Genomic DNA, 14,712 nt, shown 5'->3' with positions numbered 1-14,712 from the left:
GGATAATCTTTTTCAGATTCAATCAATAATTGAACCGCTCTTTCTCTGATTTCAGGGGCATATTTTAATTTTGTCATCGGGATAGTCTCTCAGAATATTGACTCTCCGACAAACCCGGTACGGTTCACCCCATCAGTTGACTTCAGCATTCGCTGCATTGAGATTCGAACATCTTTTAAAGTGACTAAATTTTCTGTTGAATTTGGTGTCGTTTCAGCAAAACTAGGGAGTGAGATAAATATAGATAAGAATAGGATGGATTTTATTGTTCTCACGGAAGTCACCACACGAGTAGCATCAATTATGTCAACTCTATCACAATCCAAATTCCACACACATGACACAAATATAGGAGATTTGAAACAAAAATAAATTACAGAATTACTTTTCATTCAAAGTTCACGTATTTCTAGCTTATATATTTTTACTCACCATCAATCATTCTCTAAATAAACTTAGCTCCACATTCAATGATAAAAAACTTACTTAAGATATGTGAATTTTGCATTAATACAACTTGGTCAAGAAAATAGTGTTCACTTACTCAAAGCTTTTATTTAATTCAATCCAATATGTATAAAACACTGTTTTTTTAAGAAGTAAGAGGAGGAAAAGTACAGCCTTGAATGAAACACAAAGTACGCACCACTTTTCCATTTTTAAGGCATGAAGTTTCCAATATAAAAAACCCACTCAAAAAGAGTGGGTTTCCGCATTCAAATCAACTGATTCGAGAAATTAGTTTTTCTCTTTATCAACGATTTTGTTTGCTTGAATCCAAGGCATCATCGCACGTAACTTGTTACCAGTTACTTCAATACCATGCGCCGCGTTTTGACGACGACGAGCAGTCATAGAAGGATAGTTCAACGCACCTTCTTGGATGAACATCTTCGCGTATTCACCAGATTGAATACGTTTAAGCGCATTACGCATCGCTTCACGAGATTGTTCGTTAATTACTTCAGTACCAGTTACATATTCGCCGTATTCAGCGTTGTTAGATACAGAGTAGTTCATGTCCGCAATACCGCCTTCGAACATTAAGTCAACGATCAATTTAAGCTCGTGTAGACATTCGAAGTACGCCATTTCTGGAGCATAACCAGCTTCAACCAAAGTTTCGAAGCCCATTTTAACAAGTTCAACAGCACCACCACAAAGAACTGCTTGCTCACCAAAAAGGTCAGTTTCAGTTTCTTCACGGAATGAAGTTTCGATGATACCAGTACGACCACCGCCTACACCTGAAGCGTAAGAAAGCGCTACGTTACGTGCATTACCAGAAGCATCTTGGTGTACAGCGATTAGATCTGGAACACCTGAACCACGTTGGTATTCAGAACGTACTGTGTGACCAGGTGCTTTAGGTGCAACCATGATTACGTCCAAGTCAGCACGTGGAACAACTTGGTTATAAAGAATAGAGAAACCGTGAGCAAATGCTAAAGTCGCGCCTTGCTTGATGTTTGGCTCAATTACGTCGCGATAAAGTTGTGATTGGAACTCATCTGGAGTCAAAATCATCACTACGTCAGCTTGTGCTACAGCAGCAGGAACTTCAGCAACTTTAAGACCTGAATTTTCAGCTTTTTTCCAAGAAGTAGAGTTCGCACGTAGACCAACAGTTACGTCAACGCCAGAATCTTTAAGGTTAAGCGCATGCGCGTGACCTTGAGAACCGTAACCAATGATTGCTACTTTTTTGCCTTGGATGATAGATAAGTCGGTGTCTTTATCGTAAAAAATTTGCATTGCTGTCTCCGCTAAAATGCATTTGTTTCCTGTGACTTAACGCTGTGATTTTGTTGTTTGTTCACTTCGTTAAGCCCTCACCCTTCCGAGTGAGGATGAATTTATTTAAAAAATTAGATCGTTAAAACTTTTTCGCCACGTGCGATACCAGATACACCAGAACGGACAACTTCTAAAATTGTGTTCTCAGCCAAGGCATCAATAAAACCATCAATCTTTTCAGTTGTACCTGCAATTTGAATGGTATACGTGGTTGGCGTTACATCTACCACTTGTGCACGGAAAATGTCGGCAGTACGTTTAATTTCAGCGCGTGCTGCACCTAAAGCTTTCACTTTAATCAACATCAATTCACGCTCAATGTGTGCACCTTCAGACAAATCAACAACTTTCACAACTTCAACAAGTTTGTTCAGTTGCTTGGTGATTTGCTCAATCTTGTGATCATCACCATAAGTGGTCAATGTCAAACGAGAAAGCGTTGGATCTTCAGTTGGTGCAACGTTTAAAGTTTCGATGTTATAACCACGTTGAGAGAACAGGCCCACTAAACGTGAAAGCGCACCAGCTTCGTTTTCTACGAGTACAGAGATAATATGTCTCATTGTGTGCGCTCCCCTTTGTGTAACCACATATCTTTCATTGATTGACCTGCAATCAACATTGGATATACATGCTCAGTGCGGTCAACCATTACGTTAATGAATACACATTTATCATTAATCGCCATCGCTTCAGCAAGTTTAGACTCAAGCTCATCTGCATGGTTAATTTCGATACCTACATGACCATACGCTTCCATTAATTTAGGGAAGTCAGGAAGTGACTCAACATAAGAGCTTGAGTGACGACCTTCATAGTTCATGTCTTGCCATTGCTTAACCATACCTAAAGCACGGTTATTCAAGCATAGAATTTTTACATTTAAGCCATATTGCTTACATGTAGAAAGCTCTTGGATACACATCTGAATAGATGCTTCACCAGTAATACACACAACGTCTTGCTCAGGGAATGCAAGTTTCGCCGCCATTGCGTATGGCAAACCAACACCCATCGTACCCAAGCCACCGGAGTTAATCCATTGGCGTGGACGTGTGTATTTATAGTAAAGCGCACCAAACATTTGGTGTTGACCAACGTCAGAAGTAATAATCGCTTGGCTATTAGTAATCTTGTCTAATGCTTCAACCACTTGTTGCGGTTTCATTGAACCATCAGTTGGCTTGTCATAGTTCAAACCATGAACTTGACGCCATTCATTGATTTGTTTCCACCAAGCTGAAATATCTTCTGGATTTGGCTTAGACACATTCAACTGTTTCAATTGTGACAACATTTCTGTCAATACAGGCTCTACTGCACCTACAATTGGAATGTGCGCCATAATCGTTTTTGAAATTGTCGCTGGGTCAATATCAATATGAATGACTTTAGCATTTGGACAGAATTTCGCAGGATTATTGGTTACACGGTCATCAAAACGCGCACCTACACACAGAATTACATCTGCATTGTGCATAGTCATGTTTGCTTCGTATGTACCATGCATACCCAACATACCGATGAACTGTTCATCGTTACCTGGATAAGCACCAAGACCCATCAATGTGCTAGTTACTGGGTAGCCCAATAAATGTGCAAGCTCAGTCAATTGCGCTGACGCATTACCTTGAACAACACCACCGCCTGAATAAATAATCGGGCGTTTCGCATGAATTAATTCATCAATTGCTTTACGAATTTGACCTGAGTGACCACGGTGTGGTGGTTGATACGAACGCATCTTCACTTTTTCAGGATATTCGTATGCAAATTTTTCTGCAGGGTTGGTCGCATCCTTAGGAATATCGACAACTACAGGACCTGGGCGGCCTGATGATGCAATATAAAATGCTTTTTTGATGATTGCAGGAATTTCACTTGCGTGACGCACTTGAAAGCTGTGCTTAACGATTGGACGCGAAATACCAACCATATCCGTTTCTTGGAACGCATCTTCACCGATTAAATGGCTTGCAACCTGACCAGACAAAATCACCATTGGGATTGAGTCCATATAAGCAGTAGCAATTGGCGTTACGGTATTTGTTGCGCCCGGACCAGATGTGACGAGAACCACACCTGTTTTACCCGTTACACGTGAGTAAGCATCAGCCATATGGCCCGCTGCTTGTTCATGACGTACGAGGTAATGATTTATTTTGTCTTGTTGAAATAGCGCGTCATAAATATGGAGTACTGCGCCGCCTGGGTATCCAAAAACATGTTCAACGCCTTCGTCCGCTAAAGCGCGAACAAGCATTTCACCACCAGATAAAAGTTCCAACGTGATTCACCCTAATCTTTTTTCACGCACAAATGGAGGGCATTTGTCGTGGTTAATTCATTAACTGTGTGCTCTGTTATAGCACACAAATTTCATAGTTTTCATAGCAATAAGAAAAAAATCTGACCTGCTTGCTGTTTGAGCAATATGGGGTCTAAAACATGTTGGGATAAACATATTTTGTTGGCTTTGTTCAACGTCTCGGCTAGAGAAGATGTCCATTGCTAAAATGCACTCATTCGAAGGGTGATCGATCTAAGGCATATAAAACTAAAGACAGCATTTTTGTGGTTTCGACCATTAAAGTCAAGTTTAAAGATTGGCTTTTTTCTGATTAATTACAGACCGACTGTTTTTTATTCAACAACCTGTTGCAGTTATTCTTAACAGTTGCTTCATTCATAACAATTTATTCAAATAACCATTAAAAACTTTTATAAATCTAATAAATAATTTAAATGAATTATTTCTATTCTTCTGCACTTTTTCAGTTATTACTCCTCTTAGCACTACTGATTTTTAGTGCTTAGGTCACAAAATTGCTCAAAATAAAACCATAACGACTTCCCCAAACTGCGATTACATCGCCCTGTTCGCCCACTTATCTATTCCACCTTAAAAAGGCATAGATTCCAGATTTAAATTAGCGCAAAATTTAGAAATATTCGCCTACATCGCATTCAAAATCACGGAAAGAAATGTTATGAAAATTGCATTCACACCTATTGCGCTATTATGTTCATCATTGTGCTTAGGTTTAACAACTACACAGGTCTCAGCCAAAGAATATTACAAATGGGTGGATTCGAAAGGTTCAACACATTACACCACTACACCGCCACCTAAGAATGCTCAGCGTAAAGGTAAAGTAAATACTTATGGTGCAAGCCAATCTACTCAAGCCAATCCAACCCAAAATAATGAAAATGTTTCACGTGAAGCAGAGAAACAAGAACAGCAACAACAAGACCAACAACGAGAAGCCAATGACGCCCTTCGCCAAGGTCAAGCAGTTTCTGCCGCACCTCAATAAGATTGATCAAAACACTGCAGTTTAAATTCGATTATTTATCTTGCGAACGCATTGCAAAATTCACTCTAAGTGCTTTTTGCGCTATGCTGTAGCACAAACTTTTTAACCGTTATTTCTAATTTACGTTTATGACTACTCACATTGACCCTGAATATCAAGCCAGTGCGATTGAACCAAGCGTCCAACAGGACTGGGAAACTCGCAAAGCCTTTAAAGTTGCCGACCAAGTAGAAGGCCCACGTCGTTATATCCTTTCGATGTTCCCTTACCCAAGTGGCAAACTCCATATGGGTCATGTGCGTAACTACACCATTGGTGACGTAATTAGCCGTTTCCATCGCCTGCAAGGTGAAACTGTACTTCAACCTATGGGTTGGGATGCTTTCGGTCTTCCTGCTGAAAATGCTGCAATTGCGCATCAAGTTGCACCAGCAAAATGGACTTTTGAAAATATCGATTACATGCGTAATCAGCTTAAAAAGTTAGGTCTTTCTGTGGATTGGGATCGTGAATTTGCGACCTGTACACCAGAATACTACCGTTGGGAACAGTGGTTATTTGTTCAACTTTATAAAAAAGGTCTGATCTACCGTAAACTTTCAACAGTAAACTGGGATCCAGTCGACCAAACTGTTCTTGCAAATGAACAAGTTGAAAATGGACGCGGTTGGCGTTCAGGTGCGTTGGTGGAAAAACGTGATATTCCAATGTACTACTTCCGCATCACTGACTATGCGCAAGAATTACTTGACGATTTAGACACGCTAAAAGACGGTTGGCCACAACAAGTGTTGACCATGCAACGTAACTGGATTGGTCGCTCACAAGGGATGGACATTACCTTCCCATCAGCGAATCCAGAAATTTATGCAGATGGTTTAACGGTATTTACGACTCGTGCTGATACCTTAATGGGCGTGACCTATGTTGCCGTTGCAGCAGAGCACCCAATGGCACTTAAAGCAGCTGAAAACAACCCGGATCTTGCAGCATTTATCGAAGAATGCCGTATGGGTTCAGTTGCAGAAGCAGATCTAGCAACTGCTGAGAAGAAAGGCATGGCAACAGGTCTTTCTGTGAAGCACCCTGTCACTGGCGAAGAAGTTCCGGTTTGGATCGCAAACTACGTATTAATGTCTTACGGTTCAGGCGCAGTGATGGCAGTTCCATCACACGATGAACGTGACTTTGAATTTGCCAACAAATACGGCTTAACCATTAAGCAAGTGATTGATGCCAAAGGCGCTGATGATGCAGACTTTGACGCAACTCAATGGCAAGAATGGTACGGCTCGAAAGAAGGTAAACTTGTTAATTCAGGCGAATTTGATGGTTTAGATTTCCAAGGCGCATACGATGCATTCCTTGCGAAATTAGAACCAACAGAGCTTGCGAATTCTAAAGTTCAATTCCGTTTACGTGACTGGGGTGTATCTCGTCAGCGTTATTGGGGTTGTCCAATTCCAATGATTAACTGTAATACATGTGGTCAAGTGCCAGTACCTGAAGAGCAGCTTCCTGTTGTACTTCCAACTGACGTTGTACCAGATGGTTCAGGTAATCCATTGAACAAAATGCCTGAATTCTACGAAACAACGTGCCCATGCTGTGGTGGGGACGCTCGTCGTGAAACAGATACGCTCGATACATTCGTAGAATCTTCTTGGTACTATGCACGTTATGCATCTCCAGACTTCACTGGCGGTATGGTGAAACCTGAAGCAGGCCAAACTTGGCTTCCTGTGAACCAATACATCGGTGGTGTTGAACACGCGATTCTGCATTTATTATATGCGCGCTTCTTCCACAAACTCATGCGTGATGAAGGCGTAGTTCAAGGCAACGAACCATTCACTAATCTGTTAACTCAAGGTATGGTGCTTGCTGATACTTACTACCGTGAAGCGGATTCAGGTAAGAAAACGTGGTTTAACCCTGCTGACATTGAACTTGAGCGTGACGAGAAAGGTCGTATCACTTCTGCTAAATATAAAGAAGATGGTCAAGACGTTATCGTTGGTGGTCAAGAGAAAATGTCGAAGTCGAAAAATAACGGTATCGACCCACAAGCGATTATTGACCAATACGGCGCAGATACTGCTCGTGTATTCATGATGTTTGCTGCGCCACCAGATCAATCACTTGAATGGTCTGATGCCGGTGTTGAAGGCGCAAACCGCTTCTTGAAACGTGTATGGCGTTTAACGACTGGCTTCCTTGAACAAGGCAAGCAAGCAACTGCGATTGATAAAGCTGCGCTTTCAACTGCTGCACAAGACCTACGTCGTAAAACACATGAAACCATCCAAAAAGTGGGTGATGACATTTCACGTCGTCATGCATTTAACACTGCTATTGCAGCGATGATGGAACTTCTAAACGCAAACAATAAGTTTGAAGTAAAAGATGATAACGATGCCGCCGTTGCACGTGAATCTATTACCGCACTTTTAACTTTACTTGCACCATTTGCACCGCACTTGAGTCAAACATTATTGGCTGAGTTTGGTATCGAATTAACATCAGCACAATTCCCACAAGTGGATGAATCTGCATTAACTCGCAATACACAAACCATCGTAGTTCAAGTAAATGGTAAACTTCGTGGCAAATTAGAAGTTTCTGTAGATGCGGCGAAAGATGACATCTTGACACAAGCAAAAGCATTACCTGAAATACAGCAATTCTTGACCGGTCCAACAAAGAAAGAAATCGTTGTACCAGGTAAGTTAGTGAACTTGGTGGTTTAATATCCTTATGTTCCCTCTCCTGAAGAATTGTTTAAGCACTGCTTTAAACAATTCTGCAAGTGAGGGTTAGGGAGAGCTAAGTTGAAAAAATCACCCTCATCCTAGCCTTCCCCCAGAGGGAGAAGGAACTTTATGAAGGAATTCACAATTCCCAAACAAAGCCCGTTGCCAGTCAACGGGCTTTGACTTTACAATCCACACAGGATTTCAAAAATTATCCCTTTCGGGAAACAGAGGACACCACATGCATTTGGTTCAACGTGTTGCTGCAATTGTATTAACTTTGGGCCTAAGCGCAGGCATGGTCGGTTGTGGATTTCACTTAAAAGGTGCCAATCCTGCTTCTGTACCAGTTGCCTATTCTAAAATGCGTCTCGTCCTGCCTGAAGAGACCGATGACCTCCATGAAAAATTGGCTATCTATTTAGGTTCTGCCGGCGTACAACTAAGCAATAATCCTGATGCCTATGTCCTCCACGTACTCGATTACACCCCTCGTCGTTTAGAGTTAAATGGTAAGTTGGTAGAAACCTTACTGCGTCTAAACGTTACGTTCCGTATTGAAGATGCACAAGGTAATCCAGTCACTGAACCTCGTACATTAATGGCAACACGCAGTTACCAATATGACGTAGCAACGGTGAATACCGATGACCAAGAAGAAAAATATCTAAAACAAGTGATTATTGATGATATTGCACAACAGATTGTGCGTCAGATTTCTTCAAACCGCCTACCAAAAGCCAATCCATTAACCGCACCTAGCAAAGCTGAGTAAAACCGTCCATGAAACTTGACTACCTTCAGGCATTAAAACGTGTTGATGACGCTCAAGGTGCCTGGGTGTTGCATGGTCAAGAACCCTTACTCGAACAAAATTTACTGGATGCATTTCGTAAGAGCTGGAATAGCCGAGAAGTTGAACGTCAACGTTATGACATCAGTTCAGCTTCCGATTGGAAAAATGTCTTTAATGCGCTCAATAGCCTGTCATTATTTTCTAATCAATTAGCCATTGAGGCGCATGGCAACATTAAACCCGATGCCAGTGCGTTAAAATTATTAAAAAGCTATTTGCAACATAACGAAAGTAATTTACTACTCATTGTTATGCCTAAGCAGGATAGCAGCAGCTTAAAAACCAGCTTTTTTCAAACCATCGATGCCAATGGTGTCAATGTTGCACTGACTGCCAATTATCCCAAAGACCGTCAACAAATTTTGGCCGTTGAAGCACAAAAACTCGGCATTCAACTCGCCAATGATGCATGGCAATGGTTAGAACAGCATCATGAACATAACTTACTTGCAGCCAAGAATAGTTTGATGCGAGTTGCGGATACCTATCCTGAAGCAGACATCATACAAATTGATCATTTGTATGCTTGCTTACAAGATCAGTCACGCTACACCACTTACGATTTAAATGATGCCATGCTGCAAGGCAATTTGGCTCAATCAATTAAAATTTTTCAATATTTGATTGCCTCTGGTGAGCCAATGTCACTCATTTTATGGAGTATCAGCAAGGAAATGCGCTTGCTGATGCAACTGTTTGAGCAACCACAAAATGCTTTACAGCTGGGTATTTGGAAAACGAAAATTGGATTATATCAACAAGCGCTACGCCGCTTGAATGCCAATGAATTTCTGACTTGGCCTGCTCTATTACTTCGTTTAGACGCGTCAATTAAAGGTTTAGGTCATGAAAATCCTGAGCACTTAGTACAACAAGCCATTGCCAGCTTGTGTGGGCGCAGACTCTTCTAGTCTAATGAAAAGGCTGTAATAACCTGCATTTCAGCATAAAAGAATAATTATCATTTCTATTTGTTCAAAAAGTTCACAATTTATCCGTATTTAAATCTTATAATTCAATCATCTTTCTAAACTTTTAACTACCAACCATGCCAAAAATAAAACCAGCAAAATTGATCGTAGCCATCATCGTTGCTTTGGCAATCGCTGTCACTGCATGGCATTTCCTAAAACCTAAAGAAACTCAGCCGCAATATATTACTGCTGAAGTGAGTCGTGGTGACATTGAAAACTCTGTACTTGCAACAGGTGTACTTGAAGCAACCAAAATGGTGAGTGTTGGTGCACAGGTTTCTGGTCAGGTGAAAAAGATGTATGTGCAACTCGGTGATGAAGTGAAACAAGGTCAGCTGATTGCCCGTATTGACTCGGTACGTCAGGAAAATGATTTAAAAACTGCAGAAGCCAGCATCAAAAACCAACAAGCGCAATTGGCAGTTAAACAAGCAAATCTTGCAAAAGTCCAAGCTGAATATAATCGTCAACAAGCAATGTACGCTCAAGACGCGACTAGTCGTGCAGAACTTGAATCTGCGCTAGCAAGTTATAAAACTGCGCAAGCTGATATTGCAGCCATTAATGCACAAATCGAACAATCACGTTTAACTTTAGCGACTGCAAAAGAAGACTTAGGCTATACACAAATTGTTGCACCTATGGATGGAACCATCGTGGCGATTGTGACTGAAGAAGGTCAAACCGTAAATGCCAACCAAAGTGCGCCGACCATTGTGAAATTGGCAAAATTGGATACCATGACCATTAAAGCTGAAATTTCTGAAGCAGATGTGATGAAAGTTCAAGAAGGTCAAAATGTCTACTTTACAACGCTTGGTGATAGCGAAACAAAACACTTCGCAACATTACGTCAAGTTGAACCAGCGCCTAATTCAATTAACACTGAAAGCAATAGCAATACATCGTCATCATCAAGTACCGCTGTGTATTACAACGCACTATTTGATGTACCCAATGAAGACGGCAAATTACGTATTGATATGACCGCTCAAGTTTATATTATTTTAGATGAAGCGAAGAATGTTCTCACTGTGCCTGCTGCTGCAGTACAAACTTCTAACCGTCCGCAGCGTAACCGTAACAGCACAAATACTGAAGGTGAAGTTGCTCCAAAAAATACCAATGAAGCTTCAAAACAAAGTAAAGACAATCAAAATCGTCCTAAACGCTTAGAACTGACTGAAGCTGAAAAAGCATTAGTCAAACAAGGCAAAGCCAGCGTTGCGATGGTTCGTGTACTACAAGCCGATGGTTCTGCTCAACCACAACCGGTATTACTCGGTTTAAATAACCGTGTGACCGCACAAGTGATCCGTGGCTTAAAACAGGGTGACAAAGTCGTGATTGCCGACGGTTCTGATACTTCAAATGATTCAGCTAAACGCAGCAACCGTGGTGGTGCTGGCGGCCCAATGAGAATGTAATCATGAGTCAACATCAAACACCTCTACTCGAGGTCAAGAATCTGACGCGTGAATTCCCTGCCGGAGAAAACACCGTCCAGATTCTAAAAGGGGTGAATCTTGAGATTTACCCTGGTGAATTAGTGGCTATTGTCGGTCAATCTGGTTCAGGTAAATCAACCCTAATGAACATTTTAGGTTGCCTAGATAAACCCACAAATGGCAGCTACAAAGTCAAAGGGCGCGAAACGCGTGAACTTGAACCAGATGAACTGGCACAGTTACGCCGTGAATATTTTGGCTTTATTTTCCAGCGTTATCACTTACTCGGTGATTTGAATGCTGCAGGTAACGTTGAAGTTCCCGCAATCTATGCCGGTGCAGATGCAACCGAACGCAATGCACGTGCCAAGCAACTGCTGACTGACTTAGGACTGGGTGAAAAAACCCAAAACCGTCCGAGCCAACTTTCGGGTGGTCAGCAACAACGTGTGTCGATTGCGCGTGCCCTCATGAATGGTGGCGATGTTATTCTTGCCGATGAACCGACCGGTGCATTGGATAAGAATAGTGGTATTGAAGTGATGCGGATTTTGCGCGAACTCAATGCCAAAGGTCATACTATTATATTGGTCACTCACGATCATAATGTTGCGAAAAATGCGACGCGAATTATTGAAATTTCTGACGGTAATATCATCTCAGATCAGCCCAATGTGCCTGAAACAGATGATGAACCTTTAGAAAAACAACAACTCGTTCCAAACACACAGAAAAAAACCTCGAGCTGGCGCTCAGCCGTTGACCGTTTAGGTGAAGCCTTCCGTATGGCGATTTTAGCCATGAATGCTCACCGTATGCGTACATTTTTAACCATGCTCGGGATCATTATTGGTATCGCTTCTGTGGTTTCTGTTGTGGCTCTTGGGAATGGTTCACAAAAGCAAATTTTAGAAAATATCAGCAGTTTAGGTACCAATACCATCACGGTGTATCAAGGTCGAGGCTTTGGTGATAATTCCAGATCCTCCCAAGTAAAAACATTGGTTCCAGCTGATGCGACAGCCCTTGCTGAGCAGCCTTATGTCGATGGCGTTAGTCCTTCAGTCAATTCATCTGTCACAGCACGTTTTAAAGATACAGAAGCGTCGACCACAGTGAATGGCGTGAGTGAAGATTTCTTCTATGTCAAAGGAATGAACTTCGCTTCTGGTCAGCCTTTTGATAAAGAAAGTGTGAATGAGCAAGCGCAAGATGTGGTGATTGATAGTAATACTAAAAATACCTTCTTTGCCGATGGCACCAACCCTGTGGGTCAAGTGATTTTATTAGGCAGTGTGCCGAGCCGTATCATTGGCGTGATCGAAGAACAAAAAAGCATGATGGGCAACTCAGATAGCCTGAATGTGTATTTGCCTTATTCAACGGTCATGAGTCGTATGCTAGGTCAGTCGAATGTGCGCAGCATTATTGTCCGAGTGAAAGATGAATACCCAAGTGCTGCTGCTGAGAACGCCATATTAAACTTATTGGTGCAACGTCATGGCGCGCAAGATGTCTTTACACAGAACTCCGATAGTATCCGTGAAACCATTCAACAAACTACGCAAACGATGACCTTATTGGTGTCTGCGATTGCGGTAATTTCATTGATCGTCGGTGGTATTGGGGTCATGAACATTATGTTGGTTTCTGTGACGGAGCGTACTCAAGAAATTGGTGTACGTATGGCCGTGGGTGCCCGTCAAAGTGATATTTTACAGCAGTTCCTGATTGAGGCGGTGTTGGTGTGTATCTTAGGCGGTGTGCTTGGGGTTTTATTATCTTTAGGTATTGGACAATTGATTAGTCATTTTGCCGGTGGAACATTCCAAATGGCCTACTCAACGACATCTATCGTTGCTGCATTTGTCTGCTCAAGTATGATTGGTATTGTGTTTGGCTTTATTCCTGCACGTAATGCCGCACAGCTTAACCCTGTCGATGCGCTTTCTCGCGAATAAGGAAATAATGATGCAAATGACGTTAACTAAACTTGCAAGTGCCTTCATTCTCGGAAGTAGCTTAGTCGGCTGTGCCGCTGTGGTTAAGACGCCTTATGAAGCCCCTGCAACACAAATCCCGACGCAATTTCAAAATGCGAAAGCCATGAGTCAGCAAGTTCATGCCGATACTTATGCTGACCAATGGTGGACATTGTTTAATGATGCTCAATTAAACCAGTTGGTGAATCAAGTTTTAGCGGCCAATACAGACCTTGCTGTAGCAGGTATTAATTTACAGCAAGCTCGACTACAAGCAGGTTTGGCTGAAAATAAACAAGGGCCACGCGTGAGTTCAAGTGTTTCAACTGGACATAACTTTGACCTTAACTCAGGTGATGACTCATCAAAAGGTATATCACTCAGTGGTGGCGTTAGTTATGAAGTAGATTTATTTGGTCGCTTGGCCAGCCAGACAGAGGCAGCAAAATGGGAAGCTTTAGCAACTGAACAAGACCTGCAAGCCACTGCTCAAAGCTTGATTGCGACAACAGCAAACCTATATTGGCAACTTGGCTATTTAAATGAGCGCTACAGTATTGCGCAGCAAAACTTAGCCAGTACGCAAAAAACCTATGATTTGGTCAAGGTGCAATACAAAGCTGGCGCCGTATCAGGTTTAGATCTAACGCAAGCGGAACAATCTGTACAAAGTCAAAAATCGACATTAAGCCAAATTGCCCAACAAAAAGTAGAAACGCGTACTGCATTGGCTGTGTTATTGCATCAACCTGTGCAACAACTGAATATTTCAGAGCCGCAGCGTTTACCTCGAATTGTATTACCGACGATTGCAGCAGGTTTACCTGCCGAGTTGTTGTCTCGCCGTCCAGATTTACAAGCGAGCGAATTAAGATTACGTAAAGCTTTGGCAAATAAAGATGCAACGAAAGCGAGTTACTACCCTTCGATTAGTTTGACTGGCAGTTTAGGCTCGAGTAGTACCTCTTTGAGTAATTTATTACAAAACCCAGCTTTGGCTTTGGGTGCAAGTTTAAGTTTACCTTTCTTGCAATATAACGATATGAAGAAAGACCTTGCGATTAGTGATTTAGATTATGAAAAATCTATTATTCAATATCGTCAGACCTTGTATCAGGCTTTTGCCGATGTGGAAAATGCGCTATCCAACCGCACTGAGTTAAGTCAACAAGTTGCTTTGCAAGAGCGTAATGTACAGCTTGCAGAAAAGACTGAGCGTTTGACTGAAGTACGCTATCGTAATGGTGCAATTGCGTTGAAAAACTTGTTAGATGCACAAGAGACCACACGTAATGCTCGACTATCTTTGGTTCAAACCAAGCAGAGTCAATATAATGCTTATGTGACTTTAATGCAGGCATTGGGTGGAAGTCCGATTCAGCAGTTACCTTGATTTAAAATAAAAAAGCCCGAGAGGGCTTTTTTAAACTGATCTATTTTCAAGTTGTCTTTCAAACGGCTTTGTTGCACAAACCTATCTGTAAAGGCTTTTTCAGCGATATAATTTTCAAATGAAGAAGCCTGCACACAAAATCTACCGCACAACCAATTGGCCCGCATATAACCGAGCACTTATGAGTCG

Annotated in this window: 10 protein-coding genes; 7 read left to right on the top strand and 3 right to left on the bottom strand. The window is 41.8% G+C overall.

The features are described from left to right. Window positions 1–738: 738 nt before the first annotated feature. The 3 genes from ilvC to FTT84_RS14425 all read right to left on the bottom strand — a co-directional run bounded on the left by ilvC (window position 739) and on the right by FTT84_RS14425 (window position 4,084). On the bottom strand, window positions 739–1,755 hold the full coding sequence (gene ilvC / locus FTT84_RS14435; RefSeq protein ID WP_067763545.1) for a ketol-acid reductoisomerase: 1,017 nt from the start codon (window positions 1,753–1,755) through the stop codon (window positions 739–741). 113 nt (window positions 1,756–1,868) lie between these two features. Further along, on the bottom strand, window positions 1,869–2,360 hold the full coding sequence (ilvN, locus tag FTT84_RS14430) for an acetolactate synthase small subunit (RefSeq protein ID WP_005016393.1): 492 nt from the start codon (window positions 2,358–2,360) through the stop codon (window positions 1,869–1,871). Next, window positions 2,357–4,084: an acetolactate synthase 3 large subunit gene (locus FTT84_RS14425; protein WP_180057466.1), complete on the bottom strand. Its 1,728-nt coding sequence runs from the start codon at window positions 4,082–4,084 to the stop codon at window positions 2,357–2,359. The genes ilvN and FTT84_RS14425 overlap by 4 nt, the downstream gene beginning before the upstream one ends. Window positions 4,085–4,787: 703 nt before the next feature. Here FTT84_RS14425 and FTT84_RS14420 point away from each other — a divergent pair. From FTT84_RS14420 to FTT84_RS14390, 7 genes are all read left to right on the top strand, one after another. Then, complete coding sequence (locus FTT84_RS14420) at window positions 4,788–5,117, top strand: DUF4124 domain-containing protein (RefSeq protein WP_067763549.1); 330 nt, start codon at window positions 4,788–4,790, stop codon at window positions 5,115–5,117. Between the two features lie 128 nt (window positions 5,118–5,245). Further along, window positions 5,246–7,867, top strand: a complete 2,622-nt coding sequence (gene leuS, locus FTT84_RS14415) for a leucine--tRNA ligase (protein ID WP_180081557.1) — start codon at window positions 5,246–5,248, stop codon at window positions 7,865–7,867. Window positions 7,868–8,111: 244 nt separating this feature from the next. Further along, complete coding sequence (lptE, locus tag FTT84_RS14410; protein WP_067763553.1) at window positions 8,112–8,645, top strand: LPS assembly lipoprotein LptE; 534 nt, start codon at window positions 8,112–8,114, stop codon at window positions 8,643–8,645. Window positions 8,646–8,653: 8 nt separating this feature from the next. Further along, on the top strand, window positions 8,654–9,637 hold the full coding sequence (gene holA / locus FTT84_RS14405; RefSeq protein WP_067763555.1) for a DNA polymerase III subunit delta: 984 nt from the start codon (window positions 8,654–8,656) through the stop codon (window positions 9,635–9,637). 137 nt (window positions 9,638–9,774) lie between these two features. After that, on the top strand, window positions 9,775–11,127 hold the full coding sequence (locus tag FTT84_RS14400; RefSeq protein WP_180081559.1) for a MacA family efflux pump subunit: 1,353 nt from the start codon (window positions 9,775–9,777) through the stop codon (window positions 11,125–11,127). 2 nt (window positions 11,128–11,129) lie between these two features. Then, a complete protein-coding gene (locus FTT84_RS14395; protein ID WP_180081561.1) occupies window positions 11,130–13,109 on the top strand; it encodes a MacB family efflux pump subunit in 1,980 nt (659 codons plus the stop codon). A 10-nt stretch (window positions 13,110–13,119) separates the two neighbouring features. Beyond that, complete coding sequence (locus tag FTT84_RS14390) at window positions 13,120–14,523, top strand: efflux transporter outer membrane subunit (RefSeq protein ID WP_180081563.1); 1,404 nt, start codon at window positions 13,120–13,122, stop codon at window positions 14,521–14,523. Window positions 14,524–14,712: the final 189 nt, after the last annotated feature.

It is taken from the genome of Acinetobacter sp. YH01019 (genome assembly GCF_013420285.1).
In the GTDB taxonomy this organism is placed as follows: domain Bacteria; phylum Pseudomonadota; class Gammaproteobacteria; order Pseudomonadales; family Moraxellaceae; genus Acinetobacter; species Acinetobacter gandensis.
This window is presented reverse-complemented; position numbering and strand designations above follow the sequence as displayed.

Coding starts and splice junctions, on each gene's coding strand:
- leuS (WP_180081557.1), top strand. CDS start 5,246: ATGACTACTCACATTGACCCTGAATATCAAGCCAGTGCGATTGAACCA.
- ilvC (WP_067763545.1), bottom strand. CDS start 1,755: ATGCAAATTTTTTACGATAAAGACACCGACTTATCTATCATCCAAGGC.
- FTT84_RS14395 (WP_180081561.1), top strand. CDS start 11,130: ATGAGTCAACATCAAACACCTCTACTCGAGGTCAAGAATCTGACGCGT.
- lptE (WP_067763553.1), top strand. CDS start 8,112: ATGCATTTGGTTCAACGTGTTGCTGCAATTGTATTAACTTTGGGCCTA.
- FTT84_RS14400 (WP_180081559.1), top strand. CDS start 9,775: ATGCCAAAAATAAAACCAGCAAAATTGATCGTAGCCATCATCGTTGCT.
- holA (WP_067763555.1), top strand. CDS start 8,654: ATGAAACTTGACTACCTTCAGGCATTAAAACGTGTTGATGACGCTCAA.
- FTT84_RS14390 (WP_180081563.1), top strand. CDS start 13,120: ATGCAAATGACGTTAACTAAACTTGCAAGTGCCTTCATTCTCGGAAGT.
- ilvN (WP_005016393.1), bottom strand. CDS start 2,360: ATGAGACATATTATCTCTGTACTCGTAGAAAACGAAGCTGGTGCGCTT.
- FTT84_RS14420 (WP_067763549.1), top strand. CDS start 4,788: ATGAAAATTGCATTCACACCTATTGCGCTATTATGTTCATCATTGTGC.